19 protein-coding genes are annotated in these 23,495 nt (G+C 72.2%); 9 read left to right on the top strand and 10 right to left on the bottom strand.

The annotated features are described in order from the left end of the window. Positions 1–32: 32 nt before the first annotated feature. A complete protein-coding gene (locus HAV39_RS02830) occupies positions 33–833 on the bottom strand; it encodes an inositol monophosphatase family protein (RefSeq protein WP_239121038.1) in 801 nt (266 codons plus the stop codon). A gap of 236 nt (positions 834–1,069) precedes the next feature. Here HAV39_RS02830 and HAV39_RS02825 point away from each other — a divergent pair, with 236 nt between their 5' ends. Next, the gene (locus HAV39_RS02825) at positions 1,070–2,752 is read left to right on the top strand and encodes an RNA polymerase sigma factor (protein WP_280528732.1); all 1,683 of its coding nucleotides are present in this window, start codon (positions 1,070–1,072) and stop codon (positions 2,750–2,752) included. Between the two features lie 381 nt (positions 2,753–3,133). Continuing rightward, a complete protein-coding gene (locus HAV39_RS02820) occupies positions 3,134–3,367 on the top strand; it encodes a DUF7455 domain-containing protein (protein WP_120321755.1) in 234 nt (77 codons plus the stop codon). Between the two features lie 88 nt (positions 3,368–3,455). Here HAV39_RS02820 and HAV39_RS02815 read toward each other — a convergent pair whose 3' ends face one another. From HAV39_RS02815 to HAV39_RS02800, 4 genes are all read right to left on the bottom strand, one after another. After that, a complete protein-coding gene (locus tag HAV39_RS02815; protein ID WP_191837605.1) occupies positions 3,456–5,174 on the bottom strand; it encodes a DEAD/DEAH box helicase in 1,719 nt (572 codons plus the stop codon). A gap of 171 nt (positions 5,175–5,345) precedes the next feature. Continuing rightward, positions 5,346–5,987 (bottom strand): trimeric intracellular cation channel family protein, encoded by a 642-nt coding sequence (locus HAV39_RS02810; RefSeq protein WP_191837604.1) that lies wholly within the window; start codon positions 5,985–5,987, stop codon positions 5,346–5,348. A gap of 84 nt (positions 5,988–6,071) precedes the next feature. Beyond that, complete coding sequence (locus HAV39_RS02805) at positions 6,072–7,013, bottom strand: ribokinase (protein WP_191837603.1); 942 nt, start codon at positions 7,011–7,013, stop codon at positions 6,072–6,074. An 86-nt stretch (positions 7,014–7,099) separates the two neighbouring features. Continuing rightward, positions 7,100–7,345 (bottom strand): DUF3039 domain-containing protein, encoded by a 246-nt coding sequence (locus HAV39_RS02800; protein ID WP_120318641.1) that lies wholly within the window; start codon positions 7,343–7,345, stop codon positions 7,100–7,102. Positions 7,346–7,476: 131 nt separating this feature from the next. Between HAV39_RS02800 and HAV39_RS02795 the strand changes: the two genes are divergently transcribed. From HAV39_RS02795 to HAV39_RS02785, 3 genes are all read left to right on the top strand, one after another. Continuing rightward, positions 7,477–8,421 (top strand): pseudouridine-5'-phosphate glycosidase, encoded by a 945-nt coding sequence (locus HAV39_RS02795; RefSeq protein ID WP_191837602.1) that lies wholly within the window; start codon positions 7,477–7,479, stop codon positions 8,419–8,421. Continuing rightward, positions 8,418–9,332, top strand: a complete 915-nt coding sequence (locus HAV39_RS02790) for a carbohydrate kinase family protein (RefSeq protein WP_191837601.1) — start codon at positions 8,418–8,420, stop codon at positions 9,330–9,332. The genes HAV39_RS02795 and HAV39_RS02790 overlap by 4 nt, the downstream gene beginning before the upstream one ends. 215 nt (positions 9,333–9,547) lie before the next feature. Then, on the top strand, positions 9,548–9,940 hold the full coding sequence (locus HAV39_RS02785) for a DUF3099 domain-containing protein (protein ID WP_191837600.1): 393 nt from the start codon (positions 9,548–9,550) through the stop codon (positions 9,938–9,940). 68 nt (positions 9,941–10,008) lie between these two features. Here HAV39_RS02785 and HAV39_RS02780 read toward each other — a convergent pair whose 3' ends face one another. The 3 genes from HAV39_RS02780 to HAV39_RS02770 all read right to left on the bottom strand — a co-directional run bounded on the left by HAV39_RS02780 (position 10,009) and on the right by HAV39_RS02770 (position 17,487). Beyond that, positions 10,009–10,743: an alanyl-tRNA editing protein gene (locus HAV39_RS02780; RefSeq protein ID WP_191837599.1), complete on the bottom strand. Its 735-nt coding sequence runs from the start codon at positions 10,741–10,743 to the stop codon at positions 10,009–10,011. Positions 10,744–10,858: 115 nt separating this feature from the next. Then, positions 10,859–15,901 (bottom strand): Pls/PosA family non-ribosomal peptide synthetase, encoded by a 5,043-nt coding sequence (locus HAV39_RS02775; RefSeq protein ID WP_191837598.1) that lies wholly within the window; start codon positions 15,899–15,901, stop codon positions 10,859–10,861. A gap of 164 nt (positions 15,902–16,065) precedes the next feature. Next, a complete protein-coding gene (locus HAV39_RS02770) occupies positions 16,066–17,487 on the bottom strand; it encodes an aspartate aminotransferase family protein (RefSeq protein ID WP_191837597.1) in 1,422 nt (473 codons plus the stop codon). A 321-nt stretch (positions 17,488–17,808) separates the two neighbouring features. Here HAV39_RS02770 and HAV39_RS02765 point away from each other — a divergent pair, with 321 nt between their 5' ends. Together HAV39_RS02765 and HAV39_RS02760 are read left to right on the top strand one after the other, a co-directional pair. Then, positions 17,809–18,507, top strand: a complete 699-nt coding sequence (locus HAV39_RS02765; RefSeq protein ID WP_191837596.1) for an LppX_LprAFG lipoprotein — start codon at positions 17,809–17,811, stop codon at positions 18,505–18,507. Beyond that, positions 18,497–20,086 carry an MFS transporter gene (locus HAV39_RS02760; RefSeq protein ID WP_239121045.1) on the top strand — a complete coding sequence of 530 codons (1,590 nt, stop codon included), beginning with the start codon at positions 18,497–18,499 and terminating at the stop codon, positions 20,084–20,086. The genes HAV39_RS02765 and HAV39_RS02760 overlap by 11 nt, the downstream gene beginning before the upstream one ends. 193 nt (positions 20,087–20,279) lie before the next feature. Here HAV39_RS02760 and HAV39_RS02755 read toward each other — a convergent pair whose 3' ends face one another. Both HAV39_RS02755 and HAV39_RS02750 read right to left on the bottom strand, forming a co-directional pair. After that, positions 20,280–20,861 (bottom strand): HhH-GPD-type base excision DNA repair protein, encoded by a 582-nt coding sequence (locus HAV39_RS02755; protein WP_191837595.1) that lies wholly within the window; start codon positions 20,859–20,861, stop codon positions 20,280–20,282. Positions 20,862–20,921: 60 nt separating this feature from the next. Then, positions 20,922–21,467, bottom strand: a complete 546-nt coding sequence (locus tag HAV39_RS02750; protein ID WP_191837594.1) for a VanZ family protein — start codon at positions 21,465–21,467, stop codon at positions 20,922–20,924. Positions 21,468–21,495: 28 nt separating this feature from the next. On the opposite strand from HAV39_RS02750, the gene HAV39_RS02745 reads away from it, so the two are divergent. After that, the gene (locus HAV39_RS02745; protein ID WP_239121046.1) at positions 21,496–22,962 is read left to right on the top strand and encodes a DUF7782 domain-containing protein; all 1,467 of its coding nucleotides are present in this window, start codon (positions 21,496–21,498) and stop codon (positions 22,960–22,962) included. An 86-nt stretch (positions 22,963–23,048) separates the two neighbouring features. Next, positions 23,049–23,471 (top strand): D-aminoacyl-tRNA deacylase, encoded by a 423-nt coding sequence (gene dtd, locus HAV39_RS02740; RefSeq protein ID WP_191837592.1) that lies wholly within the window; start codon positions 23,049–23,051, stop codon positions 23,469–23,471. The last annotated feature ends 24 nt before the right edge of the window (positions 23,472–23,495 follow it).

The following is a 23,495-nucleotide window of genomic DNA, read 5'->3' as shown; positions in this document are numbered from 1 at the left end:
CCGCCGGACGGGGCCTTCGACCGTGCTCGGGGTCACGGGCCGCCGTCGGCGACCAACTCGGTGAGCAGGGCGTCGAGCGGGCCGTGCAGGGCCGGTGGCGCCGCCAGCACCATGTCCCCGCCGGCCGGACGGCCCGACAGCCCGGTGACCAGCAGCCCGGCTTCCCGCGCGATCAGGCCGCCCGCGGCCATGTCCCACTCGGCGAGGCCCTTCTCGTAGTACGCGTCCAGCATCCCCTCGGCCGCCGCGCACAGGTCCAGCGCCGCCGCGCCCATCCGCCGGATGTCGCGCACCAGCGGCAGCACCTGCGCCACCACCGCCGCCTGGTGGACGCGACGCTCCCGGGCGTAGCCGAAACCCGTGCCGACCAGCGACAGGGCCAGCTCGGTGGCCGGCGAGCCGGTCAGCCGCCGACCGTCCCGCCACGCGCCGTGGCCCCGTGCGGCCGTCCAGGTCTGCCCCGTGGCCGCGTTGCGCACCACCCCCGCCACGACCTCCCCGTCCACCTCCGCGGCGATCGACACGGCGTACTGGCCCAGCCCGTAGAGGTAGTTCACGGTCCCGTCGATCGGATCCACGATCCAGCGGACCCCGCCGTCGCCGGCAATTCCCGCGCCGCCGAACTCCTCGCCGAGTACCGTGTCACCCGGGCGCCGCGCCGCCAGCGCGGCGATCACCTGTTGCTCGACCGCGCGATCGGCGGCCGTCACAACGTCCGTGGCGGTGGATTTCGTGCCGACATCGTTGATCGCCTCGTTACGCATACGGCGGGCGGTGTCGGCCGCGTCAGCGGCCACTTGCACCGCGATATCCAGCAGTTCCAGCTCGTTCACGACCGTCCTCCTCGTCACCTGGTGCCATCCTGCCAAGGCCCCGGAGCCCGCTCGCGGACCTCCTGCGGCGTGCGCGCCGAGATGATCGCCGAGTACGGCGCTACAATTCACGCCTGCCACGTGCCGAAGGTGCGGGGCGCATCCACACATCACACTGGCTGACCTACCGCGACGCGCCATGCGACGCGGCCGAAGCCGCAGATTCTTGTTTGATACTCGCCTCCGGAAGGTCGTCCGTGACTGAAGCCCGCCAGATCAGCGCCGACGTTCGCACGCTCACCGACATGCTGATCGCCCAAGCCGCAGGCGCCGGCGGCCGGCTCACGCCTGCGGATGTGGCGCGCACCGTGGAGGCTGCCGACGTCACCCCCGCCCAGGCCAAGAAGATGCTTCGGGCGCTGCTCGAGGCGGGCGTGACGGTCGAGGTCGACGACTCCGCCAACGGCCGCCGCAAGGTGGCCGCGGCGCGGGCCGCGACCCCGGCCTCGAAGGCCACCACCGCGAAGGCGGCCCCGCCCGCCGCGTCGAAGACCGCCAAGCCCGCCGCACCCAAGCAGGCCACCCCCACCGAGAGCGGCGCCGAGACGCCCGCGCCGGTGAAGCTGGCTCCCAAGGCCGCCCCCGCCGCCAAGCCGGTGAAGGCCGCCGCCAAGGCCGCCCCCGCGAAGGCGGAGGACGGCGCCGAGGAGGCCACCAAGGCCGCCGCCAAGGCACCGGCCAAGAAGGCCGCTGCCAAGAAGGCTGTCGAGAAGAAGACAGGCGAGAAGGCCGCGCCCGCCAAGGCCGCCAAGAAGGGCGAGCCGGGCGAGGACGGCGAGCCCGACGGCGCCGACCTCACCATCGAGGAGCTGGCCGCCGACCTTGAGGACGTCGTCGTCGACGAGCCGGTCGAGGTGGCCCAGGCCGCCGAGGCCGACGCCGCCGCCTCCGACGACTTCGAGTGGGACGCCGAGGAGTCCGAGGCGCTCAAGCAGGCCCGCAAGGACGCCGAGCTGACCGCGTCGGCCGACTCCGTCCGCGCCTACCTCAAGCAGATCGGCAAGGTGCCGCTGCTCAACGCGGAGCAGGAGGTCGAGCTCGCCAAGCGGATCGAGGCCGGCCTGTACGCCGCGGAGCGGCTGCGCCAGGCCGAGGAGGAGGGCCTGCAGCTCACCCGCGACATGCAGCGGGACCTGCTGTGGGTCTCCCGCGACGGGGAGCGCGCCAAGAACCACCTGCTGGAGGCCAACCTCCGCCTGGTGGTGTCGCTGGCCAAGCGCTACACCGGCCGCGGCATGGCGTTCCTGGACCTGATCCAGGAGGGCAACCTCGGCCTCATCCGCGCCGTCGAGAAGTTCGACTACACCAAGGGCTACAAGTTCTCCACGTACGCCACCTGGTGGATCCGCCAGGCCATCACCCGCGCCATGGCCGACCAGGCCCGCACCATCCGCATCCCGGTGCACATGGTGGAAGTGATCAACAAGCTCGGCCGCATACAGCGTGAGCTGCTTCAGGACCTGGGCCGCGAGCCCACCCCGGAGGAGCTGGCCAAGGAGATGGACATCACCCCGGAGAAGGTGCTGGAGATCCAGCAGTACGCCCGGGAGCCCATCTCGCTGGACCAGACCATCGGCGACGAGGGCGACAGCCAGCTCGGCGACTTCATCGAGGACTCCGAGGCGGTTGTGGCCGTCGACGCGGTCTCCTTCTCGCTGCTGCAGGACCAGCTCCAGCAGGTGCTGCAGACGCTGTCCGAGCGGGAGGCGGGCGTGGTGCGCCTGCGGTTCGGCCTCACCGACGGCCAGCCGCGGACTTTAGACGAGATCGGCCAGGTGTACGGGGTCACGCGCGAGCGGATCCGGCAGATCGAGTCCAAGACCATGTCCAAGCTGCGGCACCCGTCGCGCTCGCAGGTCCTGCGCGACTACCTCGACTAAAGCCAGTAAGTCAAGTCGACACTCATCGCATATCGGGCATTTGGTATCCACCGAACGTACAGAGATACTCACCGTGCGTACATAGACGGGTAGGCGCTCTGTTTCTGTTCGACGCGCGATCGTTGACGTGGCACTCTGGTGGAACGGCACACTGTCCATGACGGGTCATCTCCCCGATAGCCCGTCTGACCAGGTAGGCTCGAACGCTCACCGGCTGTGACCCCGGTCCCCCCGAGGCCCCTTCCGGGAAGCCCTCCGGCACGGCCGGTGTTGGAGGCTTACATGGGCAACGAGCTGAATGACAATGGCGGGTTCGGCGCTGCTGGACTCGGCGGATCGACGATGGATATCAGCATCGGTGACGACCAGAGGAGGAAGGCGATGACCCAGACCCTCACGCCGCCGCCGGAAACGGTGGCTGCCCCAGCCGCCGATGAACGGTGCGACCGCTGTAACGCGGCGGGCAAATTGCGTGTGAAGCTGGCCGGTGGGGGCGAGCTGGTGTTCTGCGGACACCACGCCAACAAGTACGCCGACGACCTTGTCAAGATTGCCGTGGAAGTGGCGGCGGACCCCGAGTTCACCTGGCGGGGCGCCGACATGATGGCCAAGTAACACCACAGGCTTGACCCGAAGGGGGCCCGCAACCAGCGGGCCCCCTTCGGCGTATCCGCACCCTTCTGCCACAACAGGTGGGAGTGGGTCAGAAGCTCTGGATCGTGGCGATGCGTTCTTCGAGTTGTTCGATGGTGGCCTGGGCGCTGGGGGGGCCGCCGCACTTGGCGCGGAGTTCGGCGTGGATCTTGCCGTGGGGCAGGTTGGTGCGGTGATGGTGGGCCGCGACCAGGGCGTTGAGCTGGCGGCGCAGGTGGATGCGGCGCTCGGTGGCGGACATGTCGCGGACTACGGGCTCCCGCTGGGCGGGGGTCTGCTCGGCCCGGTTGCGGCGCACCGCGGCGGCCTGCTCGGCCTGGCGCTTGGTCAGCAGAGCCGACACCTGGTCGGCGCTGAGCAGGCCGGGCAGTCCGAGGAAGTCCTCCTCCTCGGGGGTGCCGGCCTGGGCGGGCAGGCCGAAGGTCGCGCCGTCGAAGATCACCTGGTCGAGCTCGGCGGTGGCCGACAGCGCCTCGAACGACTTGGTCAGCTCTCCGCTGGCCTGCTCCGACTGCTGCGCGCGCTCCAGCAGCTCGTCGTCGAGCCCGTCCTTGGCCTTGGGGCCGCCGAGCACGTGGTCGCGCTCCAGCTCCATCTCGCTGGCCAGCCCGAGCAGCGTCGGCACGCTGGGCACGAAGACGCTGGCCGTCTCCCCCGGGCGGCGGGCCCGCACGAAGCGGCCGATGGCCTGGGCGAAGTAGAGCGGGGTGGAGGCGCTGGTGGCGTACACGCCGACGGCCAGCCGCGGGATGTCGACGCCCTCGGACACCATGCGCACCGCGACCATCCAGCGCTGCTGGGAGCCTGCGAACTCGGCGATCTTGGCCGACGCCCCGGTGTCGTCGGAGAGCACCACCACGGCCTTCTCGCCGGAGATGGTCTCGATCAGCTTGGCGTACGCCCGGGCGGTCTGCTGGTCCGAGGCGATGATCAGACCCCCGGCGTCCGGGATGCCCCCGGCGCGCAGCACCTGCAGCCGCGCGTCGGCGGCCCGCAGCACCTGCGGCATCCAGTCGCCCTTCGGGTCCAGCGCGGTGCGCCAGGCGTGCGCGATCAGGTCCTGGGTGAGCGGCTCGCCGAGGCGCACCGCCAGCTCGTCACCGGCGCTGGTGCGCCAGCGCGTCTCGCCCGAGTAGGCGAGGAAGATCACAGGCCGGACGACGCCGTCGGCGAGCGCGTCGGCGTAGCCGTACACCGAGTCGGCGCGCGAGCGCTGCACCTCGCCCACCCGCTCGTAGCTGACGAACGGGATCGGGTTCTCGTCGGACCGGAACGGGGTCCCGGTGAGCATCAGCCGCCGCACCGCGGGCTCGAAGGCCGCCTTCACGCCGTCGCCCCAGCTGCGCGAGTCGCCCGCGTGGTGGATCTCGTCCAGGATCACCAGTGTCTTGCGGGTCAGGGTGCGCCGCAGGTGCACCTGCGGGGCCATGCCGACCTGCGCGTACGTCACCACCGCGCCGTGGAAGTCGGCACTGGTGTGCACGTCGGCGTTGCGGAACATGGCGTCGAGCTGGATGCCCACCCGGGCCGCCGCCTGCGCCCACTGCAGCTTCAGGTGCTCGGTCGGGGCGACCACGGTGACCGCGTCCACGCTGCCGTCGGCCAGCAGCTCGGCAGCGATGCGCAGGGCGAACGTCGTCTTGCCGGCGCCGGGCGTGGCGACCGCCAGGAAGTCGGGAGAGCGCCGGCGGAGGTATTCGACCATTGCCTTGCGCTGCCAGGCGCGTAGCGCCGGGAACGACTCGGGGACGGGGCGGGCCAGCGCCACGCGGCAGCCTCCTGCTCTTCAAGGGGGAATCGCACGAAAGAGCCCTCGGGTCGGCCACGGCTCGGCGGCACCTCGAAGGCGGGGCCCTGAGTCTATCGGCTCGTCAGGACAGGTCCGCGCGACTGTCAGCCGGAAATCAGTGAGTCGCGTTGCACACCACCCGGTTCGGGGCTAGCCGGACTCCGTCGTCGCACCTCCGCCGAGCCGTGGCCGCGGCGCCGACCAGTGGCGGTAGAGGGCCGTGATACGCACCACGAACACCAGCAGCGCCGCGCAGGTGAACGTGAGCACGCTCCCCCAGCCGAACCGCACCAGGACCGCCACCGCGATCGCGCCGAGCAGCGACGCCACCGCGTAGATCTCCCGGCGCAGCACCACCGGGATCTCGGTGAGCAGCAGGTCGCGGACCAGTCCCCCGCCGATGCCGGTGAGCATGCCGAGCAGGCACGCACCGACGGCGGGCACCCCGGCGTCGAACGCCTTGAGCGTGCTGGTGACCGTGAACAGGCCCAGCCCGGCCGCGTCCAGGCCGAGCACGGTGCGCCGCAGCCGCTCCAGGTGCGGGTGCAGCCAGAACACGGCCAGCGAGGCGACGGTGGCGGTGGCCGGATACCGCCAGTCGGCGAAGGCCAGCGGCGGCACCTGGTTGATCACCAGGTCGCGCAGGATACCGCCGCCCAGCGAGGCCACGAAACCCACGAAGACCACGCCGAACAGGTCGAGCCGCTTGGCGACCGCGGCGGAGCCGCCCGACGCGGCGAAGACGGCGACCCCGGTGAGGTCCCCGATCAGCAGGGCCGACGAACTGTCCACCGGCGCAGGCTACGACGCGGCATGGCGTACCCCCGCGCCGCCTCGCCGCCGACCGCCCACCGGAACCTGCCCGCGGTGGACGGGTCAGGTCTGGGGCTGGTAGGCGCGCTCGTAGAGCGCGTCGATGTCGGCCTGCAGGGGCAGCGAGGTCGAGGCGCCCCAGTGCTGGGCGCAGGCCGCGCCCGCGGCGCACGCCCAGCGCAGCGCCTCCTCGATGGGGCGGCCCTGCGCCCAGGCCACGGCCAGCGCACCGGTGAAGGCGTCCCCGGCGGCGGTGGTGTCCACGGCGGCGACGGGCGGCGCGCCCACCTCCAGCCGCGTCCCGTCGCGGTCGGCGTACGCGGCACCGGCCGCACCGAGCGTCAGCACCACCCGCGGCACGACTGCCAGCAGATTCGACAGCAGTTCCGGCACGTTGTCGGCCCGGGCGACATCGCGGCCGCCGTCGAGCCCGGCCAGCACCGCGGCCTCGGTCTGGTTCACCACCAGCACGTCCACCAGGGCCAGCAACTCGCCCGACAGCGCCCGGGCGGGGGCGGCGTTGAGGATGAAGACCGTCTGCCCGGCCCGTGCCGCAGCGGCGGCCTGCGCGACCGTCTCCAGCGGGATCTCCAGCTGGCAGAGCAGCACGTCACAGCCGGCGATGAGCTCCCGGTCGACCGGGTCCAGCTCGGTGAGCTGCGCGTTCGCGCCGGGAGCGACGACGATGAGGTTTTCGGCGGCCGTGTCGACGGCGATCAGCGCCACCCCCGAGGAGCCGGCCACCCGGCGCAGCCCGTCCAGCTCCACCCCGGCCGCGGCCAGGCAGCCCTTGAGCTCGTCACCGAAGGCGTCCAGCCCGACCGCGCCCAGGAAGTGGCACCGGGCTCCGGCTCGGGCGGCGGCGACGGCCTGGTTGGCCCCCTTGCCGCCGGGAACGGTCGTGAAGTCCTGCCCGAGCACGGTCTCGCCGGGGCGGGGCAGGGTGGGCGTCGCCACCACCAGATCCATGTTCGCGCTGCCCACGACGACCACGCTCGCGGTCATGCCTCACTCCTGGAGGAGAGACCGGGGCGCGCCGAGACCCCCGTGCCGCGCGGCCGAGACAGCCGTGCGTCGGCGCGCAAGCCGGATCATTCGGAGAGGTTCTCGTAGATCTCCTTGCACTCCGGGCACACCGGGAAGCGGTTGGGGTCGCGGGTGGGCACCCAGACCTTGCCGCACAGGGCGCGCACCGGCGTACCCTCGATCATCGCTTCGAGCAGTTTGTCCTTGGGCGCGTAGTGCGACAGGCGCTCGTGGTCGCCCTCGTCGAGGCGATAGTCCGTGGCCGTGCGCTCTTCAACGATGGTGCTGGGGTTCGTCACTGGTGTGGTCACCCGAACATTGTCTCAGGTCACCGGCTACGAGCCCAGTCTGATATCCCGCCACGCTGGTAGGAGCCCTGACCCGCACCCGCGTTCGGCCGCCGGCGGAGAGGCCGAATGCCGCGCCCGCGGAGGCGGGCGCCATGCGGCAGCACAGTAGGCTCATGATCGTGACTGATGTGAACATCCAGCTGGGTGCCGAGGTCAAAGCCGCGCTGGCGACCGGGCAGCCGGTGGTGGCGTTGGAGAGCACGATCGTCTCGCACGGGCTGCCCCGCCCCGACAATCTGCGGGTGGCCCGCGAGATCGAGCAGGTCGTACGCGACAACGGCGCGGTCCCGGCGACGATCGGCATGGTCGGCGGCAGGCTGGTGGCCGGGCTCGACGACGAGGCGCTGACCCGCCTGGCCGTCGGCGAGAACGTGGCCAAGCTCTCGGTCCGCGACCTGGCCGTCGCGGCGGCGCTCGGCGTCGACGGCGCGACCACGGTCGCCAGCACCTCGGCGATCGCCGCCGCGGCCGGCATCGGCGTGTTCGCCACCGGCGGCCTGGGCGGCGTGCACCGCGAGGCCGCGCAGACCTTCGACGAGTCCGCCGACCTGACCACGCTGTCGCAGACGCCGATCGTGGTGGTCTGCGCCGGGGTCAAGTCGATCCTGGACGTGGGCGCGACCCTGGAGCGGCTGGAGACGCTGGGCGTCGCGGTGGCCGGTTACCGGACGGACCGCTTCCCGGGCTTCTTCATCCGCGACAGCGGGTTCGGCGTGGACTGGCGGCTGGACACCCCCGAGCAGATCGCCGCGGCCATGCGGGCGCAGCGCGACCAGGGCGTGCATCGCGGCGCGCTGGTGGTGGCCAACCCGCTGCCGCAGGACGAGCAGCTCGACCAGGACCTGCACGACCGCACGCTCGCCGAGGGCCTGGCGATCGTGGAACGCGACGGGGTGACCGGCAAGCGGGTGACCCCGGTGCTGCTGTCGCACTTCCACGCCGCGACACAGGGGCGGAGCCTGGCGGTCAACGTACGCATCATCCTGCGCAACGCGGCGCTGGCCGCGCAGATCGCCGTCGCGGCCGGCAGCCAGTGATCCTCTCTGTCGGAGACCTGGTCACCGACGTGCTGGCGGTGCTGCGGGCACCGCTGGCGCAGGGCTCGGACACCCCGGCGACGGTGCACGTCGCCGGGGGCGGCCAGGCCGCGAACACCGCCGCCTGGCTGGCCGCGCTGGGCGCGCCGGTGACCTTCGTGGGCGCGGTCGGCGACGACCAGGCCGGTCGCGACCGGCTCGCCGAGCTGCACCAGGCGGGGGTGCGCACCCAGGTGAGCGTCCGCCCCGGAGCCAGCACCGGCAGCATCGTGGTGCTGACGCACGGCGGCGAGCGCACCATGATCAGCGATCGGGGCGCGAACCTGCTGCTGGCCTCCAGTGACGTCGACGCCGCGATCGCCCAGGGCGCGTCGCTGCTGCACCTGTCCGGATACACCCTGCTGGACCAGCCCTCCCGGCCCACCGGCCGGTACGCGCTCGCCTCGGCCCGCGCCGCCGGCCTGCGCACCTGCGTCGACGCCGCCTCGGCCGCGCCGCTGTACGCGGTCACCACGGAACTGATCGAGGACGGGGTCACCGGGCACCCGTTCCTGGACTGGGTGCGCGGGGTGGACCTGCTGCTGGCCAACGCCGACGAGGCGACCGCGCTGGCCGGGCCCGGCGAGCCCGCCGACCAGGCGCTGCGGCTGTCGTACGCGATCGGCGGCGACGTCGTGGTGAAGCTCGGCGCGCACGGGGCGCTGTGGGCCGGCCCGGCCGGCGTGGTGCACGTCACCGGCGAACCGGTGCCGATCGTGGACGCCACGGGCGCGGGCGACGCCTTCGCCGCCGGCCTGCTGGCGGCCTGGTCGGCCGGGGCCGGGCAGCACGACGCGCTGCTGGCGGGCTGCCGGCTGGGCGCCCGCGCGGTCGGCATCGTCGGCGCCCGCCCACCCCTGCCCTCGGCCTGATCAGGCGGTCCGCCGCGCGGCCGCCCATGATCATCCGACTTGCCTGGCACCTGTGCGTATCTTGAGCACGCTTTCGCCCAGGTGCCTGGCAAGTCGAGCGATCTTGGCCGACGGCGGGCGGCGCGCGGCCTGAACCGACGCGGGCGTGGCCCGCTGTCGGCGTCGCACGCGAATGGGGGCAGGATGGAAGCGTTCCCCGGCGACCAGGAGGCATCGTGAAACGGCAGGCGGATCGGCCGGCGCTGATCACCGATGCGGCGGAGAGCCCGGAGGTCGAGCTGCGGCGGCGTGAGCGGCGCTACATCGCGATGATGCTGCTGCGCGCGGGCTGCCTGATCCTGGGCTCGGTGCTGGCGATGCTGCAGGTGCCGCTGCTGTGGCTGTGGCTGCCGCTGTGCGGCCTGGGCATGGTGCTGCTGCCCTGGCTGGCCGTGATCCTGGCGAACGACCGCCCGCCCAAGGACGAGCACCGCTTCAAGCGCTACCGCCGCCAGACGCTCCCCACCAACGCCCTACCCGCCCAACCCGCCGGCCCTGTCTACGAGGGCACCATCGACGACGCCCCCCGCACCGCCGACCCCGACCGCCCTTCCGAGCGCAACTCTTAAGGAGTCGCGCCGTCCCGGGCATCCGGAAGCCGCGACTCGTCAAGAGTTGCGGCAGAGGTCGGGCGCGGTCAGATAAGGCGGACGCGGACGCGGCGGTTGGCCTTGCCCTTGGACTCGACCTTGACGACCTGGAGTTTGCCGATCTGCACGGTCGAGGCGACGTGGGTGCCGCCGTCGGCCTGCACGTCCAGCCCGACGATGTCGACGATGCGGATCTCCTGCTCGTCGGCGGGGATCAGGTTGGACTGGGTGCGGATGATGTCGGGCAGCGCCAGCGCCTCGTCGCGGCCCAGCACCCGGGTGACGACCTGGCGGTCCGCACCGACCTCGCTGTTGACCAGCTCCTCCAGCCGCGCCTTGAAGTCGGCGGGCACCTCGGGCAGGTTGAAGTCCATCCGCGCCTCGCCCGGCTCCATGTTGCCGCCGGTGACCAGCGCCCCGAAGTCGCGGAACACCACGCCGCACAGCACGTGCAGCCCGGAGTGGGTGCGCATGAGCAGCGTGCGCCGGGTGTCCTCGACCGCGCCGGCGACCTGCGTGCCCACGGGCGGCAGCGGGTCGCCCTCGGCCGGGATCAGCCACAGGTCGTCACCCTTGCGGGTGCCGGTGATCCGGGTCTGCACGCCCTGCCAGAGCAGCACGCCGTGGTCCGGCGGCTGGCCGCCGCCGCCCGGGTAGAAGGCCGAGCGGTCCAGCACGATGCCCTGTTCGGCATCGGCGGCCAGCACCGTGCAGGTCCAGTCGCGCAGGGTCGGGTCGGCGAGGTCGAGGCGCTCGGTGCGCCCGTGGTGTGTGACGCCCATGACCGTGCAGTCTAGGCCTCACCGGCTGACGCCGTGCCCGGTGACGCTCCCGGACCCTGCGGTCGTGGGTGTCACCGGCGGGGAACCCGGCCGGTGACGCCCATGACCGTGCGGACTAGGCCTCCCCGCCGGGGGCGGTGTTCGGTGACGCGACGGTGCGGGCGGTGACCCGGCCGCCGGCCAGGATCTGCATCATCACGTCCTGGCTCGCCCCGGAGCGGGTGGCGGGGCGAGGTGTGCGGCCCACCGACTTGGCGACCGCGGGACGGACGCCGCGCCCGGCGGGCCTGCGCCCGCGCCGACCCGTGGGCCGCCGCCGCACCGCGACGGTCACCCAATGCTGCTCGGCATCGGCACCCCACTGCTCCTGGTGGAACCAGTAGCGCTGGCGCCCGTTCGGCGCGGTGCCGACCACCTGCAGCGGTTCCAGCACGGTGTCCAGCTGTTCGAAGCTGACCTCGCCGTCGTCGCCGGCGCAGCGGGTGAAGGCCTCCTTCAGCGTCCACATCCGCAGCAGCTGCTCACCCTGGTCGTCGGCCTCCATCAGGCGGGCGTGCTCGGCGGCCGACAGCACGGTCCAGGGCAGCGACGCGCCCTCCCGGCCGGCCGGTTCCAGATCAACCCCGATGTCGTACGCGTCCGAGACCGCCACCGCGATCGCCGAGTCGGTCTGCGACACGCTCACGTCGATGCCGAGCAGCGGCCCGGAGACGGTGAGCTTGCCGAACCCGCCGTAGTGCAGGCTCCAGTTGCGCGGCGCGACCTCGCCGTGCCACTCGATCGACAGGATCATGCGGACCAGCGCCCGGGTGACGATGAAGGAGCTGCGGCGTTCGGCCGAGCGCATGGTCTCCGCCTCGGCCCGCTCGGCCGCGCTGAGGAACTGCGCCAGGTCCTTCTCCCGCCGGCGGCACGCGGCCAGCGCGAACAGCGAGACCGCCACGCCCGCCGGCCGCCGCCGCCGCGGGGCGGGCGTGGCCCGCAACTCGGTGAGCAGGGCCCGGGCCGCGGCCCGGGAACCGGCCCGCGGGCCGGACGCGCAGGGCACGGGCCGGGTCCGGCGCGGCGCGGCGGGCAGCGGCTCGCACACCTGCCGGGCCGGGTTGCCGGTCCAGTCGCCGCCGTCGGGGATCTGCTCGCCCTTCATCAGGAACGAGTGCGCGCCGAGGACCGCGTTCTCGCCGACGGTGACGCCGTAGTGCACGAACGCGTGGACGCCGATGGTCGCGCCGGAGCCGATCACGGTCGGCTCGGAACGGAACATGCCGTCCTCCTGGGAGTGGCACTGGATCACCACACTGGCGTTGAGGCAGCAGTCGTCGCCGATGGTCATCATGGTCCGCTCCGACATGTACGCCCCGTCGTCGTAGACCCGCTTGCCCATGCGTACGCCCAGCATCCGCCAGATCAGCGGGCGGAACGGAGTACCCGCGAACGGGACCGGCGCCTCCAGCTTCCACAGCCGCTCGTGCCACCAGTAGTACGGGTCGTAGATGGAGCAGCGCCGCGGGCGCAGCCGCCGGAAACCGCCGACCAGCCGCTCCACGAGCACGCTGTAGAACATCTGGAAGACCATCATGACCAGAGCGGCGGCCGGCACGACCAGCACGCTCCACTCGGAGTACATGTCCACCGCGGCCGCGAGCACCACGATGCCGACGGCGGCCGAGATCCAGCGCACCAGCAGGAACCACGCCATGGTGCGCAGGTTGTACCGGTTCTTCTGGGAGAGCCGCTCGCGCAGCGCGTCACCGGTGGGCGCCTCGCAGCCGGCCTCTCGCGCGACGACCCGGGCGATCGGCAACGACGGCGAGCCGAGCAGGCCGGTGTCGTAGCGGATCGGGCCGTCGGTGGGCACCGTCGCCTTGGTCGCGTAGAGCACGTTCTGGCCGACGGCGTGACCCGCCGGGAACGTGACGTCGTTGCCGACGAAGGAGCGGGCTCCGACGCTGACCTTCGACATCTTGAACGAGGTGTGCGAGTAGTCGGCATTCACCATGGACAGGCCGTCGGACACCATCGTGCCGGTGCCGACGGTGCACAGGAACGGCGAGTCGAACTTGAACTCGATGCCGAAGTTGGAGCCGGTCTGCACGACCTGCTGCAGGTCGACGCCGATCCAGCGCAGGTAGTTCACGACGTACGAGCTGTCGCCGAACAGGCGCATGAACAGCGCGGAGTTGGTCATCGCCGAGATCGTCGACTGCAGCCAGTAGCGGAAGCTGTAGAGCGGGTAGACCGTGTCCGGCTTCCACAGCAGGTTGAGCACGCGCGGGATGGTGACGATGCTGGCCAGGCCGAGCAGCAGCGAGCCGACGTAGAGCACCGCCGAGGCCAGCACCAGGTCCAGGTAGATCATGCTGCCGACCGAGAACGGTTTGCCGTCGACCAGGCTGCGCAGCATCGGCACCTGGGTGACCAGGGCGACCAGCGCGCCGAACACCAGCGGACCGCGGGTGAGCACCTGGTTGGCGATCTTCACGCCGCTGTAGACCGTCTTGCGCAGCCAGCCGCAGCTGCGCGGGGGGACCTCGGGCAGACCGGCGTGGCCGGGCTGGGCCGGCATGCCCTGCCAGCTCTCGCCGGGCGGCACCGCGTACCCCGGGGGCAGCGTCGAGGTGTGCCCGAGCCGGGCGCCGTCGCCGATGCCGCAGTTGATGTCCAGCGCGGTGTGCTCGCCCACGACGACGTCGCGGCCGATGGTGATCCGGCCGGTCTGGATGTAGCCGGACTGAGCCCGGTAGCCAGTGAAGTGGCAGTCCTTGCGGATGACGGTGTTGTCACCGATGGTCAGCAGGTCGGTGCAGATCGGCATGATTGGCGACAGGATCACGACGTTGCGGCCGATCTTCGCGCCGAGCAGGCGCAGATACCACGGGTAGAGCGGCGTGCCGTAGAACATCAGCAGCCGGCTGGCGCCCATGCACATGCGCACGTACCAGAAGCGCAGGTACCTCAGTCCCCACAGGGGTATCTCCTGCTCCTTCCAGCGCCCGATGAGCAGCCACTTCGCGGCGATCGGGTAAAGGGCCAGGATCAGGAAGCCGACCACGCTGAAGGCTGCCGAGCGCAGGTACAGCTCAAGGTAGCCGTTGGCGGCGGCCATGAAGCGGAACGCGAAGATGAGCAGGTAACCGCCCATCACCGCGCTGCCCAGCCCCATCAGCAGCTGCACCACGCCGCACGCCCAGTACTGCAGCGAGCTCGCCCGGCGGGCCACGCGGGCCGGGACGGGCACGGCGCGCGGCTGCGTGGACTCGGCGACCGGGGCGACCGCGGCGGCCAGCGCCCGCACGGTCGGATAGACGTACACGTCGCGCATGGACACCGAGGGCAGGTCGGCGCGCTGCCGCACCCGGGCGCAGAACCGCGCCATGAGCAGCGAGTCCGCGCCCACCTCCTCGAAGAAGTGGCTCTCCACGCCGACCCGGTCCACCCGGACGGTCTCGGCCAGCACCTCGGCGTACCCCTGCTCGACCGGGGTGGCGGGTTCGGCCTCGGTGGGCGGGGCGGCCAGCCGGCGGTTGCTCGGCGGCGGCAGGCTCTTGCGGTCGGCCTTGTCGCTGGGCAGCATCGGGATCGCGTCCAGCTGCTCCAGGTACGACGGGATCATGTATCCCGGCAGCCGTTCCCGCAGCCACGCGTAGATCTGCTGGCGGTCCAGCGCGACGGTGTCGTTGCGCAGGCTGTAGTAGCCGACCAGCTCGGTCACGCCCGGCTCGGGGCTGTGCGTGTCGACGACGGCCTGGGCGATGCCGGGCACCTGCAGCAGCACCGACTCGATCTCGGTCAGCTCGATGCGGTAGCCGCGGATCTTCACCTGGGTGTCGATGCGCCCGAGGTATTCGATCTCACCGGCCTCGTTGACCCGGCCCAGGTCACCGGTGCGGTAGATACGCCCGGACGGGTTGTTGGCGATCTTCAGGAAGTCGGGGATGAAGGCGCGTTCGGTCTGCTCGTCGCGGTTGACGTAGCCGACGGCCAGGCCGATACCCGCGATGCCGATCTCGCCCAGCTCACCCGGGGGCAGGGCGCGGGGCTCATCGGGGTCGAGGATGACCGTGGCGTAGGTCGGCAGCGGCAGGCCCAGCGTGATCGGCTTGTCGGGGTGCACCGGCGTCCAGGTCGCGGTGACGGTCGCCTCGGTGGGCCCGTACACGTTGAGGAAGCGGCGGTTCGGGCGGTGCCAGCGCGTGACCAGGTCCTGCGGGCAGGCCTCGCCGGAGACCAGCAGGAAGCGCAGGTCGGGCAGGTCCTCGTCGAGCGTGGCCAGCAGCGTCGGCACGCAGCACATCGCGGTGACCTCGCGCGCGGTGAGGAACTCCCACAGGTCCCGGCCGAGCAGGCTGGCCCCGCCGGGTTTGGGCACCAGGGTCGCGCCGACCATCCAGGACACCCAGATCTCCTCGACCGAGAAGTCGAAGGCGATGGTCATGCCCTGGTACATCCGGTCCTCCGGGCGCACCCCGTAGAGCTCGGCGGCGACCCGGACGAAGTTCACGATGGCGGCGTGCTCGACGGCGACGCCCTTGGGCCGGCCGGTGGAGCCGGAGGTGTAGATGATGTACGCCAGCTCGTCGACGGGCTCGCCGCGCTCCTCGACGGCTAGCCGGTCCTCGGCGGCAGCCGCCAGCTCCGCGGTGATCTCGTCGAGGCAGAGCACCTCGGCGTCGGTGATCTCGGCCAGGTGCGCGCGCAGGTGCGACATCGACAGCACCAGCCGCGCCCCGGAGTCGCCGACGATGTAGGCCAGCCGGTCGGCGGGGAAGCCGGTGTCCAGCGGCACGTACGCGGCGTGGATCTTCCCGATCGCGAGCATGCCGACGTACGACTGCACCGGCTGGTCGAACAGCAGCGCGATGCGGTCGCCGGGCCGGGCCCCGCGGCTGATCAGGTGCCGGGCGAGCTGGTTGGCGCGCGCGTCGACCTGATCGTAGGTGAGCGCCTCCTCGCCGGTGTCCACCGCGAGCTGCTCGCCCCGGCCGTACCGGCGCAACCGGTCGCACTGCTGCTCGAACAGCTGCGGCAGCCGCTCCCCCGGCTGCCACCGCGGCTCGTGCGCGTAGCCCGGGCAGGTCAGCACCAGACCGCCGTTGCGACCGGGTTCGACGTCAGGGAACTCGGGAAGATCATTGACATCGAGGACGCGTGTGCTCATGGGCTTCTCCCTCCGCGGACGACAAGGACGCTGGCTGGAACGGGCGGGCCCGCCAGGGGCGGGAGGGCCGCGTTCGGTGAAGGCGGCTGCTGATCCGGCGCGCCGTGGCAGGCGGCGCGCCGGTCAGCCGCATTCGGTCGGGGCGCCTCGCGGCGCACCGGTGCTCAGCCCATGCCGTCCGCTCCCGCGCGTGCGCTCGCCGGCTCGTCCGCCTCGGCGCCCGGGCGGCACGACTCCTCGATGGCGTCGATGACGATGCCGCAGGCGATGTCGATGACCTCGGCGGTCACGTTCAGCGGCGGCAGGATCCGGATGACGCAGTCGTCGCGCCCGCCGAGTTCGACGATCAGGCCCCGGCGCAGCGCCCGGGCCTGCACCTGGCGGGCCAGCTGCCCGGCCGAGCGCCCGTCGCCGGGGTCGGCCAGCTCCACGCCCCACATCAGGCCCCGGCCGCGCACCTCGCGCACCACCGGGTGGGCCGAAAGCTCGGTGAACCGGTCGGCCACCTGCGCTCCGCGCTCGCGCACGTTGGCCAGGATCTGGTCGCGGTGCAGGATCCGGACCGCCTCCGCCCCCGCGGCGAAGGCGAGCTGGTTGCCCCGGAACGTGCCGGTGTGCGCGCCGGGCTGCCAGACGTCGAGCCGCTCGTCATACATGATCAGCGCGACGGGCGTGCCGATGCCGGACAGCGCCTTCGACGCGACGATCACGTCGGGCTCGATGTCGTACTGCTCGAACGCGAACCAGGTGCCGGTGCGGCCGCAGCCGGTCTGCACCTCGTCGACGATCAGCGGGATGTCCAGCGACCGGGTCAGCGCCCGCACCCGCCGGACGAAGTCACGCGTGGCCGGGATGACCCCGCCCTCGCCCTGCACCAGCTCCAGGATGACCGCGGCGGGGCGCGCGACGCCGCCGTTCGGGTCGAGCAGCGACTTCTCCAGCAGCCCGGCGCAGTTGGTCTCGCAGCTGTCCGGCCGCAGACCCAGGGGGCAGCGGGCGCAGTAGGAGTACGGGTAGAAATGCACGCCGGGCACGCCGTTGGCGATCGGGCGCTTCTGCGAGACCAGCCCGGAGGCGGCCATCGCGGCGTGGCTGCAACCGTGGTAGCCGCCCTGGAACGAGACGATGTCGCCGCGGCCGGTGGCGGTCTTGCAGAGCTTGATCGCGGCCTCGACGGCGTTGGCGCCGGTCGGCCCGCAGAAGTGGACCCGCATGCGTTCGCGCAGGCCAGGGGCCAGCATGGAGAGCTGGGCCTCGACGAACTCGTCCTTGGCGGGGGTCGGGAAGTCCAGCGCGTGGGTCAGCCGGCCCAGCTGGGACGTGACCACCCGCACCAGCTCAGGGTGGTTGTGGCCGAGTGACAGCACGCCCGCGCCGGTCAGGAAGTCGATGAACACATTGCCGTCGACATCGCGCACGAAGCTGCCGGAACCCTCGGCGATGGCGATCGGGATGTTGCGGGGATAGGTGCGCGCGTTGGACTCGCGGCGCCGCTGGCGCTCCAGCAGCTCGGCCGAACGGGGTCCGGGCAGGTCGCAGTGGACGGACGGCCCGGTCAATGCGTCAGGCTCGCTGAGCATCGTCATTGGTTCTCCTCAGGCGGGACACGGTGGCGCCGGGAGGCATCCACCTGGACGAGCGGCCCACACACTCCGCCTGGATGGAGGAGCGCGGTGCCATAACGATTACCAAATGAAATCGTTAGCTCACCCTCCGTGATGCTACCGATCGGCCGATCGCTTGCTCCGGATTTCAGAAGGTTCGTCCGTTCTGCAATGGACCCGACGACGGAATCCGGTCCGGACGCCTGCGCGAGGATGCGCGAAACTGGTATACGAATAGGCAGGTCAACAGGCCCGCAAGCGGCGTGTCGGGCCCGGCGTGGCGGACCCCACTAACATGCGCGTATGTCCCGCACCTCGTACGCGCTCGCCGCGCTCGCCGTTACGGCCCTCACCCTCACCGGGTGCACCTCCACAGCGGACGACAAGACGCCGCCCGCCGACCTGCCCGCCGCGCAGACCCTGCTGCTCGACGGGGCCAAGGCGATGGCCGAGGTCAAGTCCGCGCACTTCGTCATCGACGTCAACGGCAAGATCAGCGGCCTGAGCCTCAAGCGCGCCGAGGGCGACCTCACCCAGGCGGGCTCCGCGCAGGGCACCGCCTCCATCGAGCAGTTCGGCCAGGCGATCGAGGCGCAGTTCGTCATCGTCGGCTCCGACCTCTGGCTGAAGGCCGCCACCGGCGGCTTCCAGAAGCTGCCGCTGGCCGCCGCGGCCACCGTGTACGACCCCTCGGCCATCCTCGACCCGAACCGCGGCGTGGCCAAGCTGCTCAGCAGCGTCAAGACGGCCACCACGCAGGCCAAGGAGACGGTGGACGGCAAGGAGACGTACAAGATCCAGGTCGAGCCGGACCCGGTCGCGCTGGCCGCGCTGATCCCCGGCGTCGGCACCGGCGTCACCGGGCACATCTGGCTCGACACCACCAGCAAGCAGCTGGTCAAGGGCGAGTTCAGCATTCCCGCCAAGGGCAGCGACCCGGCCGGCACGGTCACCGTGACCTTCACCAAGTACAACGACCCGGTGACGATCAGTGCGCCCTGATCACGACGCCGCGGGCGGCGGGTCGGCCCTCGGCAGGCACCGCCTCGCCGTCGGCATGGGCGGGCTCGCCGTGCTGCTCGGCGCGCTCGACGCGTACGTGCTGGTCTCGGTGCTGATCGACATCGTCAACGACCTCGGCATCCCGATCAACCACCTGGAACGGGCGACCCCGCTGGTCACCGGCTACCTGCTCGGCTACGTCGCGGCGATGCCGCTGCTGGGCAGCCTGTCCGACCGGTACGGCCGCCGGGTCCTGATCCTCGCCTGCCTGGCCGCGTTCGCGGTCGGGTCCGTGGTCACCGCCACCGCGACCGACCTGGTCCCGCTGGTCGCCGGGCGGGCGCTGCAGGGCATGGCCGGCGGCGCGCTGCTGCCGGTGACCATGGCGCTGATCGCCGACCTGTTCCCGCCCGCCACCCGGCCCGCCACCCTCGGCTGGGTCGGCGCGGCACAGGAGCTGGGCGCGGTGCTCGGCCCGCTGTTCGGCGCCGGGGTGGCGCTCTGGATCGGCTGGCGCGGCATCTTCTGGATCAACATTCCGCTCGCCGTGCTCATCGGCGTCGCGGTCTGGCTGCTGGTGCCCCCGCACCGCGCCGACCCCGCCGCGCCCCCGCGCCGCGTCGACGTCGTCGGCGGGCTGCTGCTCGCCGTCGTCCTCGGCCTGTGCGTGATCGGCCTGTACAACCCCGACCCCGCGCACGCCGTGCTGCCGAGCTGGGGGCCCGCGGTGCTCGGCGCGGCCGGCGTCGCCCTGGTGGCGTTCCTCGCCTGGGAGCGGCGCGCCCGCACCCGCCTGCTCGACCCGGCCGGCGTCGCCATGGGACCGCTGCTGGCCACGCTGGCCGCCAGCGCCTGCGCGGGCGCCGCGCTCATGGTCACCCTGGTGAACGTGGAGCTGGTCGGGCACACCCTGCTGCGGCTGGACACCCTGGACAGCACGCTGCTGCTCACCCGGTTCCTGGTCGCGCTGCCGATCGGCGCGGTGCTCGGCGGGCTGCTGCTGCGCCGGCTGCGCGAACGCCTGCTCACCGTCGTCGGCCTGGCCGGCGCCGCCGGGGCGTACCTGCTGATCGCCGGCTGGCCCGCCGACCTGCTCGCCGCCCGGCACGACCTCGGCTTCGTCAGCCTGCCCCGGCTCGACACCGACCTGGTGCTCGCCGGGCTCGGCCTGGGCCTGGTCATCGCCCCGCTGTCGGCGCTCGTGCTGCGCGTCGTGCCGGCCGTCCAGCACGGTGTGGCCTCGGCGGCGGTGGTGGTCGCCCGGATGATGGGCATGCTGCTCGGCGTCGCCGCGCTGACCGCCTGGGGCCTGCACCGCTTCCAGGAGTTCACCAAGGACCTGCCCACGCCGCTGCCGTTCGGCATGACCGAGGACGAGTTCCGGCGCGCGCTGGCGGCCTACGAAACCGCCCTCGACGGCGCGCTGCGTGCCGAGTACCGCGAGATCTTCCTCGGCGCCGCCGCGATCTGCCTCCTGGGCGCCCTCGCCGCCCTCGGCATGCGGGCCCGCCGCGACCCGGCCACCTCCCCCGCCGCACCCGTCCCCGCCCCTGCGGAGCCGGTCCTCGACACCGTGTGACCCTCACCCGCCGTGCTCCCCGCGCTACGGGCAAAGGAAGGGCACCTTCTTGACGCCATGCGTTGTAGAAGGTGCCCTTCTTAACTCCCGTCGGCCCGGCTCGCGGCAGAGATCGCCGTTCGGTGCCAGAAACCAAGGTCTGACCACAGGTTTCGACACCGAACAGCGATCTTGAGCAGTCGTCGGTGCCCGGTCAGGGTTTGGCGGCCTTCGCGTCGGCTTTCATCTGCTTCTTGAACTCGCGGACCTTGGCCAGCGACGCGGCGTCGCGGATGTCGGCGACCGAGCGCAGCGATCCCTCCTCGCCGTACACCCCGGCGGCCTCCCGCCACCCCTCAGGCCGCACGTCGAACTGCTTGCCCAGCAGCGCGATGAAGATCTGCGCCTTCATCTTGCCGAAGCCGGGCAGCGCCGACAGGCGCTTGAACAGGTCCTTGCCGTCCTTCGCCCCGGTCCAGATCGTGGCGACGTCACCGTCGTACTCGTCGACGATGGCGCGGGCGAGCTTCTGCGTGCGCTCGGCCATCGAACCGGGGAAGCGGTGAATCGCGAGCGGGGTCGCGTACAGCTCGGCGAACGCGGCCGGGTCGTAGTCGGCGATCTGCGCCGCGTCGAGCCGCTGCACGCCCATCCGCTCGGCGAGCCGGTACGGCCCCACGAACGCCTTCTCCAGCGGGATCTGCTGGTCGAGCAGCATGGCGGTGATCAGGGCGAGCGGGTCGTGCCGCAGCATCTCGTCGGCGGCGGGCTCCTGCGCGAGCCAGAGCTTCGTCATGACTACAGCCTGCCAGAAGCCGCACCGCCCCGGCCGCCGCACCGCGCCACCCGATCCGGGTCAGGCCGACACGGGGGCGCGGGACCACCAGGGGCGGGTGGCCAGGCCGCCGAACAGGCAGCCGAGCGCGTTGACCAGGACGTCGTCCACGCTGAACACCCGGTCCGTGACGAACAGCAGCTGGGTCACCTCGATCGCCAGCGAGCACGCCGCCCCGAGCAGCAGCAGCCGGGCGGGCGAGGCGAGGGCGGCGAACCGCACCGGCGCCCCCGCCCCCAGTGCGAAGAACACCAGCAGGTTGCCGCCCACCTGCGCGACCACCCAGGGCAGCGGCCGGGAGAAATAGGAGCCCAGGTCACTCAGCGGCACCAGGTACACCATGGTGGTGCCGGGCGGCACCTGCTGCGGGGACAGGGTCATCCACACCCAGGGCAGCGTGCCGAGCACCATCACGCCCTCGGCCAGCGACCACCGCCACGCGCGGGCCCGCGGCATGCCCGCCCGGGACCGGCGCCGGATCATTCCCGCGACGACCAGCAGGGCCAGGGGCACCAAAGCCGCTGTGGTGATCCATACGGTGTGCCAGAGCTCCCATACCTGCGCCATGCGCCGGAGGGTAGTGCACGATGTTGTGGTGCAGACGCTGCTGGAGACCGCTGACATCGATCATCTGCGTGCCGCGCTGACCCGTGCCGGGTTCACCGCCTCGGGCATCGCGGCGCGGCTGGGGCCGCAGGCGGCCGCCGACGCGGGCCGCAGCGACTTCCGCGCCGCGCTGCGGATCACCGATTCGGGTGATCCGCTGGACACCATGATCAGGCTGTTCATCTGCGGGCAGACCGAGCCGGAGTCGGCGGTGGCCGCCGCGCTGGCCCCGCTGCCGGTCGCCACGGCCCGCGCGGCCGGGCTCCTGGTGCAGGGCGAGGGCGGGCTCGCGGCGGGCGTCGACCTGGAGCCGTACGGCGACTGGTGGGTCCTGTCGGACCTGCCCGCCCAGCCGGGCCGCCAGCTTCCCGCCGACCATGTGCTCGGGGTCGGCGGCGCGTCCACGACGCTGGCCGGCGCGACCGTGCGCACGCCCGTCGGCACCGCACTCGACCTCGGCACCGGCTGCGGTGTGCAGGCGCTGCACCTGAGCACGCACGCCCGCGCGGTCACCGCCACCGACCTGTCGCCGCGCGCGCTGCGCTTCGCCGCGACGACGGCCGCGCTCAACGGCCTGAGCTGGGAGCTGCTCCAGGGCGACATGCTGGCGCCGGTCGCGGACCGCCGGTTCGACCTGGTGGTCAGCAACCCGCCGTTCGTGGTCGGGCCCGGCCTGGCCACCCACGTGTACCGCGACTCCGGCCGGGCCGGCGACGGCGTCTGCGCCGAGCTGGCCGGGGCCGCGCCGACCCTGCTGGCCGAGGGTGGCACGCTGCAGTTCCTGGCCAACTGGGTGCACGTGAAGGGCGAGGACTGGGAGGACCGCGTCGCGGGCTGGTTCGCCGGCACCGGCATGGACCTCTGGGCGATCCAGCGTGAGGTCAGCGACCCGCTGGACTACGTACGCCTGTGGCTGGCCGACGCGAGCGAGAAGCACGACGCGCAGCGGGCCGCGCAGTGGCTGGACTGGTTCGCCGCGCACGGCGTCGAGGCGATCGGCTTCGGCCTGGTCACCGCCCGCAACAGCGGCAAGACCGACCCGTCGGTGGTCTGCGAGGACCTGCGCCAGCAGGTGCAGGCGCCGCTCGGCGATCGCGTCGCGGAGTGGTTCACCCGCCGCGACTGGCTCGACGCCCACGACCGCGAGCAACTCCTCGCTGCCCGCTACCGCCGCGTCGACGGCCTCCAACTCCGCCAGGAGGCCACCATGGGCGAAGACGGCTGGATGGTCGACCGCCAGCTCCTCGCCATGCCCGAAGGCCTGCGCTGGGTCGAGGAGATCGACCCCCTCATCCTCGCCCTGGTCAGCGGCTCCAACGGCGACCTCGCCCTCCGTGACCAGATCGCCCTCCTCGCCACCGCCCACGAAGCCCCCACCGAAGCCCTCTCCGAAGCCCTCCTCCCCGTCATCGACCACCTAGTCGAACGCGGCCTCCTCCTCCCCACCCCCCTCTAGCCTGTCGATCATGAACTTATGGACGTGTTCGACGGCGTGTCGCCACCCTGCCGCCGTGATCAACTCCGGCAGGGCAGGCTAGGGGGATGCGTGCGGTGGTGCAGACGGTGAGTCGGGCCAGTGTGACCGTGGACGACGAGGTCGTCGGGGAGATCAAGGACGGGCTGCTGGTGCTGCTGGGGGTGACGCACGGCGACACCCAGGCCACCGTCGAGACGATGGCCCGCAAGGTGTACGAGTTGCGCCTGCTCGACGGCGAACGCAGCGCCTCCGACGTCGGCGCGCCGCTGCTCGTGGTCAGCCAGTTCACCCTCTACGGCGACGCCCGCAAGGGCCGCCGCCCCACCTGGCAGGCGGCCGCCCCCGCCGAGGTCGCCGAGCCGATGGTCACCGCCTTCGTCGCGGCCCTGCGCGCCCGCGGCGCCACCGTCGAAACGGGACGCTTCCGCACCCACATGCTGGTCGAATCCGTGAACGTGGGCCCGAACACCCTGATCCTCGACCTCTGACCCCACCGGACCCACCGCTCGCCC

The organism is Catellatospora chokoriensis, from assembly GCF_011297315.1.
GTDB classification, from domain to species: Bacteria; Actinomycetota; Actinomycetes; order Mycobacteriales; family Micromonosporaceae; genus Catellatospora; species Catellatospora citrea.
Note: the sequence above shows the minus strand (reverse complement) of the source record. Positions and strands in the feature narration are given on the sequence as shown.